The sequence below is a fragment of the Thalassospira sp. GB04J01 genome (assembly GCF_000751115.1).
GTDB lineage: Bacteria > Pseudomonadota > Alphaproteobacteria > Rhodospirillales > Thalassospiraceae > Thalassospira > Thalassospira lucentensis.
Window position 1 is genome coordinate 181,771 of the sequence record NZ_CCDX020000012.1, and the last position, 21,045, is coordinate 202,815.

Below are 21,045 nucleotides of genomic sequence, written 5' to 3' on the forward strand. Positions count from 1 at the left end.
AGAGCGAAATTCGATCAACCTTTAATTTAGAATGATCGGTTATCGCTCAGATGCGAAATCACTCACAACAAACATAAACACGACGCGCAGAAGGTCCCTTCCTTTCGGCGAAATTACCGCCCAACCAAAAATTGCATAACACCATTAAACTTTAACAGTTTTTTTTCATGTACCACTTGAAAACCATGCTTAAACAACGTCATATTCCAACCTCAAGGTTTCGGGGGAAATCAAAAAGTTCAACGCAAAAAAACACCCAAAGACACGTTTCTTGAGCGAGCATTTTGATTTCAGCACCAACGTTTGAAGGGCCAGACGTTGCAAAAAGAACAAGCAAATATGATGGCTGGGAAGGATAAGGACCATTATCCTCTTACATCGCCACAAGCAGCTATTTGGCTGGATCTGGCCAAAGGCCGTGATCCCGTACAATATAATATCTGTAATGTTATTGAGTTCGGTGGAAAACTCGATATAGACCTTTTGCACCGGGCCATTGTCCAGTGTGACGGGGAAAATGATGCCCTGCGCCTGCATTTTTCAAGTCATCAAGGCGAGGTCACTCAGTTCTTTGTTGATGAATGCCGACCAACAGACTTTGGTGTCATTGATCTGCACTCTGAGGACGATCCAAAGGCAGCCGCCTTCGTCAAAGCCAAAGCCCTTCAAACCCGCCCTCTTGCATTTGAGGTTGGCGAGAACTGTCGTCATCAGGTCCTGCAGCTAAGCGAAGACCTTTTCTGGTGGGTCCGTGTTTATCACCATCTTGTGTGTGATGGATACGCGGGTCACTTGATCGCCGAACGGACAGCATCGATCTATAACGCGCTAAGCGCAAAAACCGATATTCCCGAATGCCCATTCCATTCCTACCGCGCGTTTGTTAAAGCCGACGCTGCCTATTCTGATGGGCCTGCATATCAGAATGATCTGGTCTATTGGCGCGAACGCCTGACCCCCGACAGACCGCCATCCACTTTCTCGGCCCACCCGGTTGGAGAAGCACAAAAAAGTGCTCAATTTACCGACACTCTTGATGACGCGACGCTAAAGTCATTACAAAGCGTATCACGCGCATGTGGCATGTCAGCAACCGCGATGACAACGAGCCTTTTTGCCATCCTGCTCGGACGGATTACACATCAAAATCATCCGGTCTGGAATATGCCGATGCTCAATCGGCTTGGTAAGGCTGAGCGAAACACACCCGGCACATTCACATGCGTCGCCCCCTACGATACAAATTTAAGCAAACACAAAAGTATATCGGAACTGGGAAAAAACATCTTTGCCACATCCCGCCGAGACGTGCGCCATGCCCGCATAACCCCGCTGCGTTTACGGATGGCCAGTATTGGCGCAAAAAGCCTTTCGGCGTCAGGTGCTAATTTCAACAGTCTTGATTCTGCAACACCGATTGTATTTTCCGGCCTTTTAACCCGACGCATCAACATTCAGGTTGGCCCGGCCAATGACCTAAGTCTGGCATTCTTCAGCGAAGCAATATCCCCCACGCAATCAAGAGCAGAACTGATCTGGCAATTTGATGCCAATCGCATTGATGAACCTGCCGTCAGACAAATTGCAGATCAATTTGAACAGCTTCTTAAAGCAGTTTTGGCCAATCCCGATCAGGATATCGCGGCCCTTGGCAATCTTGTGACGATTGACCAAGAAAGCCTCGGTCTGAACAAGAACAGGCCAAATAGCGAAAAACTGTCCGCCAGTGCGCATGAAGTCCCGGTTCTCGCATCAGAAGATGAAAAGCAACTTGCAACAGACATCACCCGCATCTGGACCGGGTTGATCCAGAATGACGATATTGGGCCAGATGACAACCTGATTGAAGCTGGCGCGCATTCGCTGCTGCTGCCCCGCGCGCAATATGCCCTATCGCGACTTGTTGGTCATGATCTTTCCCTGCTTGAGATTTTTGAACACCCGACCATCAACGGCCTGACACGTTATATCTGCGGCACCTTTCCCAATGTTAAGGTGACCTTGGCTAACAACGGTCAAGGTCTCGACGGCGCACCAGACACAAACACCGTTGTCGGGACGCACCAAAGCACTCCTGAGCCGATCACACAGGATAGACAACAGATCGTCGCTCACATCGCCCGTATCTGGGCCGTGTTGCTTGAAAATGACCATATTGGCCCGAATGAAAATCTGATCGAAGCGGGTTCTCATTCACTGCTACTGCCCCGCGTGCAGTACGAGCTTTCGGAACTCTTCGGGATTGATATGTCCCTGCTTGAGATTGCCGAGTGTGCATCAATCAATGCCCTCGCTGACTGTATCTGCGAAACTTGCCCCAATTTCAAGACGGTGCATGAAAACGCAATCACCGACGCCCCCTTGTCAGAAGAAACAAGTGCCCCCGATCCATATTTGCCAAAAGAAATCCCGGTTATCTGGCAAAATGGCATTCACATATTGCAGTTCAGCGCCCCGACCCGTAGCGAACTCGACGAAATTACCGCACATGCTTCCGCGCAACTAAGCTATGATGGCTCAGCTAACCAGCTCACCCTTCTGGCGACGGAACTGGCAGCAGCCACAGCTTATCGAGAACGTGCCGTGATCCTCGCGCACGATACGGCATCAGCCATTGACGCACTCACGTCTAACCATTCGCCAATGCGCATCGACGCTAGCCTTTCGGGCGATCCAATCGAAACCTTCTTGCTATTTCCCGGCCAAGGATCGCAACGTCCGGGGATGGCCCGTGCTCTGTTTGATGCGGACCCGGAGTCCGCCAAACTGATCAATCGCGCCTGTAAAGAAGTTATCAGCTTTTCTGGCCCGATTGACCTGCGTGATTTGCTTTTATCGACCGCCCCCACGCCTGCCGAAACAGAACAACTTACCAACACCGACTATGCCCAACCGGCTTTGTTTATCTTTGAGTATGCACTTGCGACCTGGTTGATGCGGTATGGCGTCACACCATCAGGTTTGGCTGGACATAGTATCGGGGAATATGTTGCGGCTTGCATCGCAGGCGTCATGTCCTTTGAAGATGCCCTGCGCCTTGTTGTGATGCGCGGCAAACTCATGCGCCAAACCGCCCCCGGTGCGATGTACGCCCTTTCCATGCCCGAAGGCGACGTTACCGATCTTCTTACCAAATTTGGCTCAGAACTGTCTTTGGCTGCGAAAAACGGACCGCGCCAGCATGTGGTTGCAGGTAATATCGCGTCTATTAATCGCCTTGAAAGTCATCTGAAAGCGACGGGTAAATCTGGCAAGCGTCTGGTGGTCTCACGCGCCTTCCATTCTGATCTGATGGACCCCATCCTTGCGTCATTCCGTGACGAAGTTGCCGCCATCACCCTGCACCCACCGCGAACCCCGCTCCAGTCGAACTTGACCGGAAAATGGCTGACCGATGAAGACGCGACAAACCCGGATTATTGGGTGCGCCATTTGCGTCATGGTGTCCGGTTTGGCGACAATATTCATAGCTTGTTGTCATCCGCCCCCATAGGTCTGTTCATTGAATGCGGTCCGGGCCAGACGGCAACCCGTCTGGCAGCGGTGAACGGGGTCAAGGCCGAACACTGCATTGCCCTGCAACCTGCCTCCCCGCCCGAAAGCACATTAGAGAAAACGCTTCGGGGACAGGATGCACTCACCCATGGCCTGGCAACCATCTGGGCACATGGCGCACAGCTTGCGTTTAGCTCTGGAACAACAGGCTCCGCAGAAACGCATCAGCAACCGGCTCAATCCTCAAATGACGAGGAATATCTAAAACCCGGCCCCATCGTCTCTGCGTTTCCGGCCCATCCTGCAGTCGAAGGGCAATGGCTGGCCCGTCGCGATCAGCCAGCAGACAACAGCCATCACATTATTGTCAGCTTCCGCTTGCCTCAAAACACCGACTTTAAAGACGCCAAACGCGCCATTGAACAGGTCATAGAGCGCCATGACGTCCTGCGTTCCACATTTAACGAGCACCAAGGTCAGCTGCAGCATCGCGTTCACGCCACTATGCCGGTCTCGGTCAGAGAACTTGATCGCGTTGAAGACATCCGAATTGGCCTGTTTGATTTGCAAAACGGACCACTGGCCCGAGTTGGCTATGTTGCGCAAAATAGCTCCCATCCGCCGATCCTCGCACTTGCCATTGATCACATGTGCTTTGACGGACAATCCGCCCCCACCCTCGAACTTGCGTTTCTCGACGCTCTAAACGGTATCGAGAAACCCCGTCCCGAAACGGCACAATCCATTGCAAGGCGCGGGCATGAAGATTTGGCCGGTAACCGGGGGCAAACCGGAAAACACTTCTGGAAAGAACGCAGTGAGTTGCTGCTGGAAGCCCCAGTGCCCAGCGGGTCAGATGCGACACATCCTGGTCGTTCCACGCGCCTGTTTAAGAAGCTGAGCAGCCAGCAGGTTGACGCCTTTACGACGCTATCGCGCCACATTAAAACCGCCACGCCGACTGCCATCTGGAACGCACTCATTCTGGCTGTGATTGCACGCCACAAGGAACATGGCGTCGCGGTTCTCGGGCAACCGTTTTCCGGGCGACATGGTCCGGAGAACCAACAGATCATCGGTTGCTTTGCCAACGTGTTGCCAATTGCGATTAAGGTCGACCTCCAGGCAGGCTTTAACGTCTTGGTCGGTACTGTCGCCCGTGAAATACTGTCGATGCTCGATGTGCAGGATTATCCGTTATCGCGTTTGATCAAAGATCTGTCACAGACGGCAAAAGCGCCGGTCGATCTGCCGTTTGATGCGGTCAGCACGATCGAAATCAACGAAGATATTGACGACATCAACGATATTGATTTCGGTGCGGGAAAATTCCCGCTGATGGTAACACTGCTCAAATGCGGTGCCGGAACATTTATCGCAATTGAATATAAAACATCGATTTATGGCCCCCAATGGGCCGAACGCTTTGCCGAACGTTTACTTTCCTTCCTTGGCAGCTTGGCCATAGAACCGGATAAACCACTGGGTCAGATTGATATTCTGCCAAGTGACGAACGGCAGTTTTTAATCGAAGACCTTAACGCAACACATTCCCAATACCCGCGCGACACAGGACTTGGTGAATTACTTGCCTTGCGCATTCAAGATCCCGCCTGTGCCAATCGCATTGCAATTAGCGATGGTAAAACCAAGATCAGCTATCGCGACCTTGGTATGCTTCTTTCTGATATCGCAACCAAACTCGATGAGCTTGGTGTTAGTCCCGGCCAAACCGTCGCTCTTGCGACAGACCGAAACTTGGATGCGATTATCGCCATTCTAGGTTTGGTCTGGCATGGCAATGCCTACCTGCCAATCGACAAATCTCTACCGATAAATGCAATTGCCGATTTGATGGAAGAATGCGGCGCAAATACGCTTCTTTGTAGTCCCCACGAGCAGGATCGTCTGACCGAACTTGCTGCACGTTTTAATGTTGCGCCCCTGCCAACGGTACAGGCCAATGGGGCCACCGCCAAATTCAAATGCCCTGCGAAACGGTCAGGTGATGATCTTGCCTATGTCATGTTCACGTCCGGATCGACCGGCAACCCCAAAGGCGTGCTTGTGCCCAACCGGGCCGTCGCGCGCTTGGTCGTGAACAATCCCGCTTTGCCATTTGATGAACATGACGTCATAGCGCAGGCAGCTTCTCTTGGCTTTGACGCCGCCACACTTGAAATCTGGGCACCGCTTTTGAACGGCGGGCGCTTACATGTCCTTGATAATGAGGCCCTGTTTAACCTCTCGACACTGAGCACCACGCTTGCCGATGCCGGTGTCACGACAATGTGGATGACAGCCAGCCTGTTCAACCTCATTGCCGACGAAACACCAGAATCGTTCAAATCACTCAAACGTTTGATGAGCGGCGGCGAAGCCCTGAGCCCTGCCCATTTGCGCAAGGTCCGCGCGGCCTGTCCTGACGTCATGCTTATCAACGGCTATGGCCCAACCGAGAACACGACATTTACCTGTACACATTTGATTACTGAAAATGATCTTAGAACAGGTCACATTCCGATTGGAAAACCGATTGGCAATACCCGCATCTATGTTATCGATGGCGACGGCCAACTGGCCCCGGTCGATGTCTGGGGTGAACTTTATGCCGCTGGCGACGGGCTTGCACTTGGCTATACCGGTGCCCCCGAACGCACCGAAAAATCATTTGTAAAGATTGATGGCATTGACGAAGAGCGCCTTTACAAAACCGGGGACCGGGTACGTTGGCGCCAGGATGGCACCATCGAATTTGGCGGGCGCCGGGATGGGCAGGTCAAAATCCGCGGCCACCGCATTGAACTGACAGCCATCGAACAGAAACTCTCAAGCCTTGCGGGCATTCGCAACGTTTGTGTCTTACCGATTGGTACCGGTGCAGACGCGTTTCTCGGTGCCGCGATTGCCGCGGATCATGATGACAGGGACGCGTGGGCAGCCACCCTTGCCCGCGATTTCCCCGACTATATGGTCCCCGAACGTTTCGTGGTTTTCCCGCATCTTCCCGTGAACGCAAATGGCAAGGTCGACCGTAAAAATCTGCAAGCGGCCATTGCCCAAGCCGATCATGTTCGTGCTGTCGAAAAAACGCAAAGTACTGCGTCCGAAGACCTGATCGCGGGCCATTTTGAAACACTGTTCCCCGGCAAGGAAATCACGCCATCGTCTGATTTCTTTGCCCTTGGTGGTCATAGTCTTCTTGCCATGCGTCTTGCTGGCATGATCGAAACCCAAACAGGCCAGCGCCCGAAAATTCAAGACATCTTTACCGCACGCACGGTCGCAAATATCGCCACACTGGTCGGGGATGGAAAGCATGCGCCCGCACAGGAAATCCTGCCCCGGACAAAAGCAGACCGCTTTGCCCTTTCCAGTGGACAGGCGCGCTTGTGGGTCTTGCAACGCATGCAGCCCGAACTGGCCGTTTATTCGGTGCCGATCACGTTTGAGTTGACCGGCAAAGTCGATGTATCCGCGTTACAGCGTGCACTCCACCACCTTGAAGACCGCCAGCATGCTTTGCGTTTACGCTTTACATCCGACCCAGACCACCCGGACGGCGTTGTTCAGGTTCTTGCACCGTCTGGATCGTGGGTGTTGCGCCATCATCATATGGATGAAGCAACGGCCAACAACTTTGTCGCAGCCGAAACCGCCCGCCCATTTGATCTTGAGGATCAGCCACTGGCACGTGCTGATCTGATCACGCAGGGCCCGGATCATCACCTGTTGATGATATCGCTGCATCACGCCATATGTGATGGCTGGTCGATGCCGATATTGCTGGGCGAATTGTCCGCGTTTTACCAAGCTGAACTGAATGGCGGCACGCCGTCACTGCCCCCGATCACCCATCACTATGAAGATTTCGTAAGCTGGCAACGCGCCTATCTCGCAAAGGACGCCGGCAAAGCGGCCCTGACGCGCTGCAAAGATCGCCTTCTTCCGCTGGCAGAACCCTTAAACCTGCCAACAGATTATCCACGTCCGGCCGAACGGCGCTTTGCCGGTGATTTTCAGGCCGTCACATTTAGCAACACGACATCGCAACTGATTGACCAAGCCGCCGAGCGCTTTGGCACAACTGCGTTTAGCATCCTGACCGCCCTCACACAGGTTCTGCTTTATCGTCACTGCGGGCAGACCGATATCCCGATGGGTATGCTGGTCGCCGGGCGGGATAATGCGTCGCTGGACAATGTCATTGGCTTCTTCGTCAATACGGTCGTTCTTCGCCAGAAGGTCGATCCGGATGCACTGTTTGACGCCCATCTAACGACCACCACAAAAACCATCATGCAGGCCCTGTCCGATCAGGCTGTACCGTTTGAGGACGTCGTCAATGCCGTCAATGCGCCGCGTGATTTGTCGCGCAATCCGCTGTTTGACATGCTGGTTGCCTGGCAGGACGACATGCCCGAAATCCGCACCTTTGGCGACATGGAAATCTCGTTGCGCGAAACCGAATTCCCCTTTGCCAAATTTGATCTGGGTTTCTATTTTTTCCGCAAAAATGCAAAGCTTTCCGGCCATATCGAGTTTGATACCGCCCTGTTTGATCGGGCAACGATCGTCGCCTTTGTCAAACGGCTGGAAACGCTGTGCCATGCTGCTCTGTCTGGAATGGTAAATGCGCCGCTATCAGCTCTGTCGATCCTGCCTGATGCTGAACGTGCCCAAATTGACCAGTTCAATGCCACCCAAAAACACCTGCCGATAGATCGCAGCATTTCCGAACCGTTCCTTGATCAGGTCGCAGCAACGCCCGATACCATCGCCGTTCGCGACGACACTGACGCGCTCAGTTACCAACAGTTTGCCCGACGTGCAGCCGGGATCGCCGAAATACTGCGTGGTAAATCAATCAAACCCGGCGATGTCGTCGGCGTTGCGGTGCGCCGTTCGGTTAACATGCTGGCCGCCATTCACGGTATTCTTCTGGCCGGTGCGGCCTATAGCCCGCTTGACCCCGATCATCCCGAACAACGCCGCAAAGACATGCTTGATGATCTTGGCGACGGGTTCGTAATCACAACGCCCGATCTGACCGATCTGTTTGACCCGGCCAAGACCATTGTTCTTGATGGTCATGAGGATGCCGATGTTCCCGCCCTGACAAGCGGCCCGGATGATCTGGCCTATGTCTTATTTACATCCGGCTCGACCGGCCGCCCCAAGGGGGTCGAGATCGCCCATCGCGGCGTGCTGAACCGTATCCTTTGGATGCAGGATGCCTTCCCGCTGGGTCCCGATGATGTGATCTTGCAAAAAACACCGATCACCTTTGATGTATCGGTCTGGGAACTTTTCTGGTGGTCATGGACTGGCGCGCAAGTTGTCTTACCCGCCCCCGGTGCTGAACGCGACCCCCGGCAAATTGCCGATGCCATTTGCGAAAACCGTGTAACAACAATGCACTTCGTGCCGTCGATGCTGGCAACGTTCCTGTTCGCTATCGAAAGCGGTATGGTTGATATCGAAAAGCTGGCAACGCTCAGGCGTGTTTTCGCCAGTGGCGAGGCCCTTGATGCGGCTGTTGTGCAACGGTTCAACGCTTTGCTATTCGATAAATTCGGCACCGAACTTCACAACCTTTATGGCCCGACAGAGGCCACGGTTGATGTCACCTGGCAGGCATGTTCGCCCCATCAAACAGGCAGTGTCGTTCCGATTGGCAAGCCGATTGCCAATACCACGGTGCATATTCTGTCGGGCGATTTCAAACCACTCCCCATCGGGGTTGCCGGTGAAATCATTCTGGGCGGTCCGCAAATCGCACTTCGATACCGTAACCGCCCTGAACTGAGTGCAGAAAAATTCCCGAGCGATCCGGCATCACCGGGAAGCCGCCTGTATCGCACCGGCGATCTGGGGCGCTGGCGCCGTGATGGCACCGTCGAATATCTGGGCCGCATTGATCATCAGGTCAAAATTCGCGGATACCGGATCGAGTGCGGCGAAGTCGAAGCCGCCCTTGAAAGCCACCCGAATATAGAACGCGCACCGATCAAGGCGGTCAAGGTCGCGGGCCTTGATGAACTGCATGCGTTTGTCCTGGGCACGCCGGATCTTGACGTTGCAAAATTGCGCGAACACCTGCGCAAGAACCTACCCGAATATATGATCCCCGCGCGGTTCTTTGCGATTGATCATCTGCCTCTGACCAGCAGTGGAAAGGTTGACCGTAAGGCTCTTGCCGGCAAACCGATTCGCGCCAATTTGGCCAAAAGCACCGCACCTGCAAAATCTGCTGCGCAGCCCGCCCAAAAGACCCAGGCTGCAACCCGCACCATCGAAGCCGACATTACGCAGTTGTGGGCAGAAGTTCTGCCCGACGTGACCCCGGACCGTAACGACGGGTTCTTTGACGTTGGTGGTAACTCGCTGTTGCTACTTCGTCTGTTTGAAAAAATTGAGGCCCGCTGGCCCGGCAAAATCGCGATTGTCGATCTGTTTGCCAATCCGTCGATTGCCGGTCAGGCCGATCTGCTTACCCGTGATGCAAACATCACGACCGACAGCGGATTGACCAAATCCGAAAGTGCCATTCTTGCCAATGATGAACCGATTGCAGTAATTGGCATGGCGCTTCAGGTTGCCGGTGCAGACACGCCAGAAAAATTCTGGACCGATGTCGCCGCTGGGCTTGATCTTGTCCGTCCATTGCCCGCCGCCCGCGAAGCAGATTCACGCGAACTCTATACCGCAATCGGCAAACCCGTCCCGGCACGCTTCCGCGAAGTCGCCTATCTCGACACCCTGTTTGAATTTGATGCGCAACGCTTCCGTCTTGCCCCAATAGATGCCGGGCTGCTTGATCCCGATCAACGCCTGTTTATCGAAACCGCCTTGATGGCGATGGAAGATGCCGGCTATGGCGGCAATGCGCTTAAGGGCCAAAAGGTCGGTGTATTTTCCGGGGGCGGCACCAATCCAGTTTGGCGTATGGCCATGGATCGCATCCCGCCCGCCAAGGCCGAACAGGCCTTTGCATTGAACGTGCCGTCAAACATTGTCACGCGCCTGTCGTTCTTAAAGGATTGGCACGGTCCGGCCAATGTCATTGATACCGCCTGTTCGTCTTCACTGGTTGCTGTCCATCACGCTTGTCAGAACCTGCGCAATGGCAGTTGCACGGTGGCCATTGCCGGTGGGGCCAAACTCCTGCCCTGTCCGCCGGATGCCGATAACGGCTTTACCATTGACTCTTCCACCGCCCGCACCCGTGCCTTTGATGCTGAGGCCGACGGTACTGGCATGGGCGAAGGCAGCGTTATCTTTGTGCTCAAGCCGCTTAGCAACGCACTGAAGGACGGCGACCCTATTCACGCGGTTATTCGCGGCAGTGCGGTCAATCAGGATGGCACCTCAAGCGGTGCGGCCGCCCCCAACCCGGTGATGCAGGCCGAAGTTATCAAGGACGCGGCACGTTCCGCCGACATTGATCTTGCCAGTGTGTCGTATTTCGAAGCCCACGGAACCGGCACATCCCTTGGTGACCCGATTGAGATTGATGGCCTGACACGCGCCTTTGCGGGAATATCAGGCCAAAAAGCTCTCGCCTTTATCGGATCAGGCAAGGGCAATTATGGTCATCTTGATGGCACCGCAGGCGCACTTGGTCTGGCCCGCGCCATTATGGCGCTGCGCCATGATCAAGCCCCACCACAACCCTATTTTGAAACCCCAAATCCCAAGATCAATTTTGACCGTGCCCCGGTTCAGGTCGCGCAAAAACGCGTGAAACTTCCCGATCAGGGTACTGCGCGCCGGGCTGGCATCAGTTCGTTCGGGCTCAGTGGCATTAACGCCCATATAGTGATCGAAACCGCACCAGAGCGGACGAACCGTCCGCAATCAGAATTCAAACCCGATACGGTGTTTGTCTTTGCCCTGTCGGCGGGTAGCGTTGATGCCCTGCGCCAATATGCCGCAAACCTTCATCACCGTATCAGCAACGATCCGTCATTGGCCCTTTGTGACATTGCCCTGATACTCGCATCCGGGCGTGATGCGCTAAAACATCGCTTTGCCTTTATCGCACAAACCCGTACAGAGCTTCTTGATCATTTGCTTGGACTGGCCACCGGGATTGAAGCACCAAGCAGTGTCAAAACCCCAACAGACGACAATTGCGAGGTCGTACTTAACAACCCGGCGACGGCACAAACCCAAATTGATCGCTACCTTAGCGGTGGAAACTTACTATGGCCTGCCGATGCCAAGGCGCGGCGCGTTTCGCTGCCCCCGGCCCCGTTTGTCCGTAAAACATGCAAACCTGTTTTCGAAACACGCCCCCAAACCACATCAGAAGGCATCCTGCAGGGGCCGGTCGAAACACCAACCGCGCGTGTGTTTAGCATCGCCATAAATGACCCTGCTTTCTGGCCTTTGCACGAACACAAACTCAATGGCCATCCGACACTGGTCGGTATGGCTGTTCCGGCCCTGATGGCAAAGGCCGCGGCCAGCCTTTCCTCCACGCCACATCAACCAGTCTGTCTGTCCAACCTTGTCTGGCACTCGGCACTGGTTGAAAACAGCTTACCAGACGGCAAAGTGACCCTGTCGTTTGACGATGACGGTAAGGTTGAGCTCGCTGGACGCCTTAAAAATGGTACTTGGCGCGTCTTTGCCACCGCCACTTGGCATTCGACCCGTGCCATAACAACGCCACCCACATCATCGCTTGAGGACATCCGTCTTCGCGCCATTAACAAGGTGCCCAATTCAACATTTTCCAATCAGTTTGGCGCGATCAACGTCAGTGACCGTTGGGATTGCAACCTGTCGCTACAGTTCGACAGCACCGAAACAGTCGCACTGAAGCACCTGCAACTTAAGCCCGCCTATCTGCACGATATCAACGACTGGCTTTTGCATCCTGCTCTTGGTGATGTTGCGTGCAGCATGCCCTTGATGAAACTGGGAACCGGATATGTACCGGTCGGCATTGATCAGATAACCCTGCACGGCATTCCAACCGGTGACGTTTATGCCTGCAGCGAAGAACGCGCTGATGGTATCTTTGAAATTGCCCTGTATGACGCCAAAACCAGTCAGCTTGTTTTGTTAGCCACCGGTGTGAACTTCGTCAAAACCGGGCAGGCCCAAACGCAGGGTCGCCCCGAACTTCTTGCCACTGTTTGGCAACAATCTCCCTTGCCCGCTGCCCCCATTCCATCGGGCAGCCTGTTCATCAGCAACACTGACTTCTGGCCTCTCCCCGATGGATGCAAACACATCCACCCCAACGCCTTGTCCAAGGATGATCTGGCAACGCGATCACATGCTGTATTGGCCCTGTCCGCAGATGAAAACAGCGCACGCCGAACCGCCGATACCCTGCGCACCATTCTGCACAACATGCAGGGTCGCTTACGGTTGGTTGTTGTTGGCAGCGGCGCCTTTACCATTGCCTCCGATCCGATCACGCCAAACCCGGATCAATCGGCGGTGGCGGGGCTCATCCTTGCGATTGCCAAGGAAGAACCGCAGCTTGATATCAGCTTTGTCGATCTGCCCGCCCATGAGGCCCTCGAACATCTTGGAGCAGAACTATCCAACAGTGCCGCACAGGATCCAGTCGCCGTCTATCGCAATGGCGCGCGCCATGTGCGTGACCTTGCCGCACCGGTAATCGACCAACAAAGCCCGGTAGGCACGTGGCCAGATCACGGTGTTTGCGTTGTCACCGGCGGTACAGGCGGCTTTGCCATGGCACTGGCCAAAGAATTCGCTGCGAACGGAAAGGTGCAGTTGGCCTTGCTCGGCCGGCGCGGCGAAACCATGCTTGATGACACCACCAAGTCCGAGATCGCGGTCCTGCGTGATCGGGGCATCACGCTATCGGTGCTCCCCTGCGATATCACAGATCGCGCATTACTCAGCACGACCCTTGACAACATCCGAAACCGGATGGGACCGATCACGGCCATCGTCCATGCTGCGGGTATTGCTGATGGCGGCTTCCTTGCACGGCGCGATATGGCGGATTTTGATGCCGTCCTTGCGGCAAAGATAATCGGGGCGCGCAATCTTGATCAACTAACCCGCGATGATCCCCTCGAGGCCTTCGTCATGTTTGGCAGCCTGACCGCCATCAGTGGCGCCCCTGGTCAAACTGCCTATTGTGCGGCAAATGCATTCCTCGATGGGCTTGCCCATTATCGTGCGGCAAACACACGCCCGGCGCTGACAATCGACTGGTGTGCGCTCAGCGAACAAGGCATGGCCGCACGCCATAAGGTCCGGCTTGAAGACGGTTCATGGATTTCGCCCAAAGACGCCATCCCCTTGTGGCGTTCGGCAATTTCGCATGCCACCGCACAGTTGACCGTCCTGGATCCCGCGGTCCTGCGCAAGGCGCCGTCCTCTGTGGCCAACAGTAATGACATTGCAGCAGCATCCAAGACCCAAACGAAGGTAGATGCCCCCAATGCCCAAACGGCCAGCGAAATTATCGCGTCAATCTGGGCTGAAACCTTGGGCTATGAACATATCAGCCACGATGACGATTTCTTTGCCCTTGGCGGTGACTCCATCACCGGCATGCAAATCGTAGACCGGGTGAACAATGATCTTGGCGTTTCCCTGACCATCTCGGACCTGTTTTCCGCACCAAACATCGCATCCATTGTCGAACTGGCCGATTTCCAACCCACCTCAATCGCGCCGACGACAACGGCACTTACCCACACCTCTATCGATGTCAGCGATCCGAAAACAACCATCTGTAAAATCTGGGCAGAAACGCTTGGATATGACGCTGTTGAACCGGATGACGATTTCTATGCACTCGGCGGTGATTCCATTACCGGCATGCAAATCATTGATCGCATGACCAATGAACTTGGGCACAATCTCACGCTGACCGACCTGTTTGAACATTCCAGCGTCGAGAAGCTCGCCCAAAAATTGCACCTGACGTCCAAACCAGCCATAGGATTAAACGAGGCCTCATCCCACTTCACACCTGAGCCGAAAATAGCCCCTGCCGGTCCGACCGATGATCCGCGCCGCGCGCCAACGCTTGACCGCTATCCGCTTGCAGCCGAACAAATCTCGGTTCTAAATGCCGCCCAAAAAGGCAATATGGGAACCGCCTTCAACCTGCCCCATGCCTATATCCTTAGTCCGCAGTTCGATATTGATAAGCTTGCTACTGCGATCAGAAAACTGACCGAGCGCTATGATCTTCTGCGGACCCGGATTATTTCCGACAGCACCACGGAAAGCTGGCAGATGGAAATTTTGCCCGTGGATCAAGCTCTCCCGGATTTGACCGTGCGCTCCGTCGCCGGATCACTTGAAGATGCCAGCACTGCACTGGTCGCACCGTTCGATCTTGATACTGAATTCCCTGTCCGCTGGGCGTTGCTGCAAGATCAATTTGGGAAAACATTATTGTTCTTTGATATTCACCATGTGCTGGCCGATGGTTTCACCACCGAACGTCTGCTTGGGGAACTCTTTGGACTTTATACCGGCACCGAATTGCCGCCACTTAAATATCAGTTAAAAGACTATGCATGGTGGAGCCAGACCGACGACAGCCGCCAACGTCTGGCGGCGGCCCGGAACTATTGGCAATCACTTTACGCTGATCACCTGCCAAAGCTTGACTTGCCATCAAACCGTCCGCGACCCGCCTATCACACCTTCAATGGTGAGATTACATCATTCGCTGTTGACGCAGAACTGCTTGGCAACGCGCGCAAGTTCGCTGCCCGTAACCGTGTCACCATGTTCACACTTGTCATGGCAACGTGGTTTACCGTGCTGGGCCGGATGGCAAAGACCGATGATCTTGTCATTAGTGTGCCGGTCAGTGCCCGCGATGCCGGCGGTTTCCGCGATCTCGCCGGGATGATGGTTTCGCTTCTGCCCTTGCGCATGCACCTCGATGACGATGAAACCGTCTCAAACCTTCTGGCACGCATGCAAGAACATCATGTCAGCGCCATGCGCCACCGCGCTTACTTCCTTGATCAATTGCTTGATGATCTCACGCCACCTGCGTCACCGGATCGCACATTGCTTTCGGAAGTATCACTTTCCTACATGAACTACGAAGCAACCACACATGCGGCTGGCCTGAACGATCAGGCGCCGCAACCGGTGATCGTCGACCGCCATCATTGTAAAAATGATCTCGGTATCTTCATACGCGACCTGCCGGGTAAAATGACGATCGCCTTTGACTATTACGCCGACATGTTTGATCGCGCATCGATCGACGCCCTTGGTCAGGTCTTTGCCGCCACCCTTGAACGCCTGATACAATCGGGAACGCAGACCATTGGCGGCATTGACCTTCTATCTGGCACCCCAATTGAAGCGCTGAAACACTGGCATCATGATGCGGCCAAACCGAAAGCATCGACCGAGGTTTCTAGCTCCCAGTCGGCGGAACCGTCTGGTACAGAAATTGTCGTTGCGGACGTCTTTACCGAGGTTTTCAAAAAGCCGATCAGTGATCCTGCCACCAGCTTCGTTACTCTTGGTGGACATAGTTTGCTGGCGATCCGCATTGTGAACCGTCTTGCCGACAAAACCGGCACACGTATCAGCATGGCTGATTTCTTTGCCACTCCAACCATCGCCGGGTTGGCAATACTGATCGACCAAACGCTGACAACCGACACAACGACACAAAATACGACAATACCATCCGCGCCCGAACTGGATCTTTATCCGGCCAGCCACGCGCAGAAACGCCTTTATCTTCTGTCACAGATGGCCGGCGATACCGGCGCATATGGCATGTTGTTTGTGCTGCGCTGTAGCGGGTCATTACAGCGTCCAATCTTGGAAACCGCGCTTCGAAATCTTGTTGATCGCCATGAACCGCTGCGCACCGCATTCGAAGAACATGACGGTGTTATCAAACAGCGCGTTCACCCGACATCGACCCCCGACATCATCAACAGTGATGTGTCGGCCCTTGCTGATCCGGCACGTGAAGCTCTGCGCCTAACCCGCGAAGAAGCCGCAAAGCCGGTCAAACTGGACCACCCGCCACTGATCCGCGCCCACATGATCAAGATTACTGATGACGAATGTTTGCTGTTGATCGCAACCCACCACATTGTCGGCGATGGCTGGTCATCACGTATTTTAACCCATGAACTGGGCGTTCTGTATCAGGCCGCACTTACTCAAACATCGCCCGACCTGGCGGCCTTGCCCATCACCTATAAAGACTTTGCCCATTGGCAGTCGCAACAAGACTGGACCGATGCCGCGAACTACTGGCGTGAGAAGCTTAAAAACGCGCCGGACCAAATCATGCTGCCCACAGATTATCAGGCACCCGCTGTGCAATCCTATCGCGGGGCACATGCCCATATGATGATTGACGATGATGTCCTGCGCGGATTGCACGCGCTGGCACGCGCTCACAAAGCAACATTATCATCTGTTGGTATGGCGCTGTTTTCCGCCATGCTGTATCGTCTTACCCGACAGGACGACATGGTCATCGGCATGGGTGTTGCCGGTCGCGAGAAAACCGAAACGGAGGGCCTGATTGGTTTCTTCGTCAATGTTCTGCCGATCCGGGTCAAACTTGATGCCGATACCGAACTCGATACATTGATTGACGAAATCCATCGCGATGTTACCGCCGCCCTTGATCGTCAGGACTATCCGTTTGACGAACTTGTGCGCGCCGTAGCACCCAAACGCAACGCCAACCGCCAGCCGCTTGTGAATGTCGTTTTCGAATATCAGCGGTTTGGCGCACTGACCAATACGGATGAAACCAGCGGCGGGCTGCCAATCGCAAATACCGATCATGACAGTCTCCTGCCTGACAACATGGATGCCTTTGTCGATAACACGACGGCAAAGCATGACGTTATCCTGTTCCTGACCGAGGACAGCGATCAGGCCCGTTTTACACTGGAATACGACACCGATCTTTTCGGGGCGGAAACAATGCAGAAATGGCTTGGCTTCCTGACAAAATTTGCCGCAGCAGCGGCACAAAACCACACGAACAAAAACGCCCAAAGGGATGCATAAATGAAAATCGCCGACTTTGACTTCGACAGTTTGGAAACGTCCAATCCCAACGGCGAAACTGCGTCCACGGCATCCCTTGGCAGTATCGTTGCACAGTTTGCGACCATTGCGTCTGAGTATCCCAACCGCATTGCGATTGAGGACGAGGCGGACAGCGTCTCCTTCGATCTGCTTGATCGCAAAAGCAATCAGATTGCCAATTTCATCGTCGGGCTACAATTGCCCGACGCGGCAATGATTGGTGTGATGACCGGGCGCAACCGCCATTATATTGCTGCCATTCTTGGTGTTTTGAAATCCGGCCACGCCTTTGTGCCCCTTGATCCCAATGTTCCGTTAATCCGGCGCATTGCCATTGCGCGCAATGCCGTAACCCCGCTTATTTTGGCTGATGCCAAACATGTTGGCGATCTTCATCAGATGCAGTGGCGGTGTGATTGCGTCAAACATGTCATGTGTCTTGATCATGATGCGATTGACAGCATCTCCGAAATGCCCGGCTCCCTGATGTCGACCGAACTTTGGGATCACCTTGCCGGGGATACGGCTGATAACGTGCTTGCGGGTGGCTGGAAAAGTGCCTTTACCGGTCAGCCGATTGCCCCATCGGCCATGGATGCGTTTGGCAACAATGCGCGGACCAAGGTGTCCAGCCTTGTTTCAAGCGATGCCAATGTCCTTGAAATCGGCTGCGCATCTGGTTTCACGATGAAACATATTGCCCCGGTTGTCGGGCACTATGTCGCAACCGACCTGTCTCGTCGCAATGTCGAACGCACCGAAGCTCTGGCAATTCATTCGGGCATGACACATGTGATGGGCCGTCAGCTTGCCGCCCATGACATAGACGTGTTTGAGGAAGGCTCCTTTGACCTGATCATCCTTAACAGTGTCATTGAAAACTTCCCAGGCTTTGGCTATCTGCGTCAGGTTCTGGCCAAGGCGGCCAAACTTCTGGCCCCCGGTGGCGCGATATATCTTGGCAACATCTGGGATGCGGACCTTCGCGATGCCTATCTTCGCGATCTCGCGCAATTTGCGTCTGATAATGTCGGTATGGGATATGACACCCGCCTTGATTTCCTCGAAGACCTGTTTGTCCCTGAGGCCTTCCTGACCGACTGGGCTTTTGAACATGGCGGGTTCAAGGTGACCCGATCCGCCATCGATGCCCCCGGCTTTGATCCGGCCCCCTACACCTTTGATCTTGTGCTGTCGCCAGATAACGACGTTACATCGTCGTCGGGCACTCGCATGCGCCATGACCTTTCCAGTCTTACGGCCATATCGGATGACGCACCGGCAATTTCCACCAACACCTCGGACCTTGCCTACGTTCTGTTCACCAGCGGCACGACCGGCGTTCCCAAAGGGGTCATGATCGAACATGGATCGGTGGTCAATCTTGCCCAGTCGGTTCTTGAGACGCAGCTCAAATTGATCGGTGCAGATAATTCCGATACCTGCCTGAACCTGACTTGTGTTGCACCCTTTGCCTTTGACGGATCGGTCGTTCAGATTTTTGCTGCCCTTTTGCACGGTCACAGCCTGCACATTCCCAGCCTCGAAACCCGAACCGATCCCGAAGCCCTGCATAGCTTTATTACGGATCACAAAATTGATCAGCTTGATGCCACGCCAAGTTTGTTTTTCCTGCTGGTCAACCATTGGCAGCAAACCGCTCAATCCTGCCCCGCACAGATGGTGGTGCTTGGTGGTGAACCGGTTGCATCGGATTTGGTCGAACGGTTTTTTGCCTTACCCGGTCATGGCGACATTAAGCTGGTCAATGCATATGGCCCAACCGAGTGCTGCGTTTCAGCCGCCCAATATGTCATGACGTCCAACAACTTCCGCCAAATCCTGCCACCACCGATTGGATCACCGATCAATGGTGTCACGATCAACATCTGCGATGATAAGAACCGTCCCCTTCCTGACGGCGTTCCGGGTGAAATCCTGATTGGCGGGGCTGGCGTTGCGCGGGGGTATCTCAATGACGATGCTCAAACCAATCAAAGCTTCATCACCCGCCCCGATGGAACGCGCTGGTATCGCAGTGGTGATATCGGCCGTCGGCGCAATGATGGCGAAATCGTATTTGTCGGGCGCGAAGACGGTCAAGTCAAAGTGCGTGGCAACCGGGTTGAACTGGCCGAAATTGAAAACACCATCACCAAACACCCGCTGGTGCGCCACGCTACGGTGATCCTGCACAAGGCATCGGGTCAGGGGGCCGAAAATATTGTCGCCTATCTCACCACCGATGCCGGTTTTGACATTGCCTCTTGCCGCATACAACTCGAACAGTCGCTACCACCCTATATGGTTCCGGGCTACATCATCTGTCTTGATCAAATCCCGCTGACCTCAAACGGCAAGGTCGATAAATCAAAACTCCCGGCCCCGTCGAGCACCCAATCAGCCGTGACTGACAAGCCAAAAGCACCGTTGCAGTCCGATCTCGAACGCACCGTCGCCGCGCTGATGGGCGATGTGCTTGATTGTTCGGTCGATGATGCCAATGCCGATTTCTTCGAGCTTGGCGGCCACAGTGTTCTTGCAGTTCAATTCCTGTCCAAACTCACTCAATCGGTTGATGTCAAAATCCCACTCAGCGATTTGTTTAGCGGCGCAACTGTTGGGAAACTTGCCGCCCGTATTGAAGCCCGTCGGCGCGATGACAAGGCCAAAAACCCGATTGTCTCGGTCAACCCCGAAGGCAAAGACATTCCAATGGTTTGCTTCCATCCGGTTGGCGGCAACATCCTGTGTTATCAGGAACTCGCCCGCGCCCTTGGCCCGCAACAACCGGTCTATATGGTTGAATCACGTGGCCTTGACGAAGGACAGGGCCTGAACGCCACCGTCGAGGAAATGGTCGCATCCTACCTTCCGGCCATACGTGAAGCCGTTCCAACCGGACCGATACGCGTCACGGGTTGGAGCTTTGGCGGATTGCTGGCCTTTGAGGCCGGATACCGCTTGGCGCAAGCCGGCGTTGATGTGCGCAGCATCAGCCTGCTTGATGCCATCGCCGTTCCCGATTCCGTGCGCGAAATGCTGCGTAAGGACGAAGCTGAATATCTTGCTGATATCTTTGGCGAACTTGGCATTGTTCAGGCCGAAGACCTGCGGCCACTAACACCCGAAGAACGTATCGATTATCTGCTTGAACACGGCAAAAAATCCGATCTTCTGCCCCAGGAAGCCGACCGCGATACCATGCGCCGCCTGCTCGCTGTTTTCCAAAACAACGCCCTTGCGGCCGTGCATTACATTCCGCCGAAAATCGACGATATCGATATCCTGCTGATCCGTCCGGAAACCATTGTCCGCGGTGCCCCGTTTATCGAGGGGGATGACTTTAATGGCTGGCGCAAATTTACCGCCGAAAACCTGAAGCTGTCCATGGTGCCGGGAACACATGGCACCATGATTACGGGCCCCGACATCAGCCATGTCGCGCAAGCCATGCACGCACAAATCGAACGGACCATCTGAAGAGTGCAATCACAC

Annotated in this window: 2 protein-coding genes; both read left to right on the forward strand. The window is 54.4% G+C overall.

From position 1 onward, the window contains the following. Positions 1-339 precede the first annotated feature (339 nt). A complete protein-coding gene (locus tag AMM48_RS12225; RefSeq protein WP_102784264.1) occupies positions 340-17,526 on the forward strand; it encodes a hybrid non-ribosomal peptide synthetase/type I polyketide synthase in 17,187 nt (5,728 codons plus the stop codon). Then, positions 17,527-21,030, forward strand: a complete 3,504-nt coding sequence (locus AMM48_RS12230; RefSeq protein ID WP_102784265.1) for an AMP-binding protein — start codon at positions 17,527-17,529, stop codon at positions 21,028-21,030. Positions 21,031-21,045 lie beyond the last annotated feature (15 nt).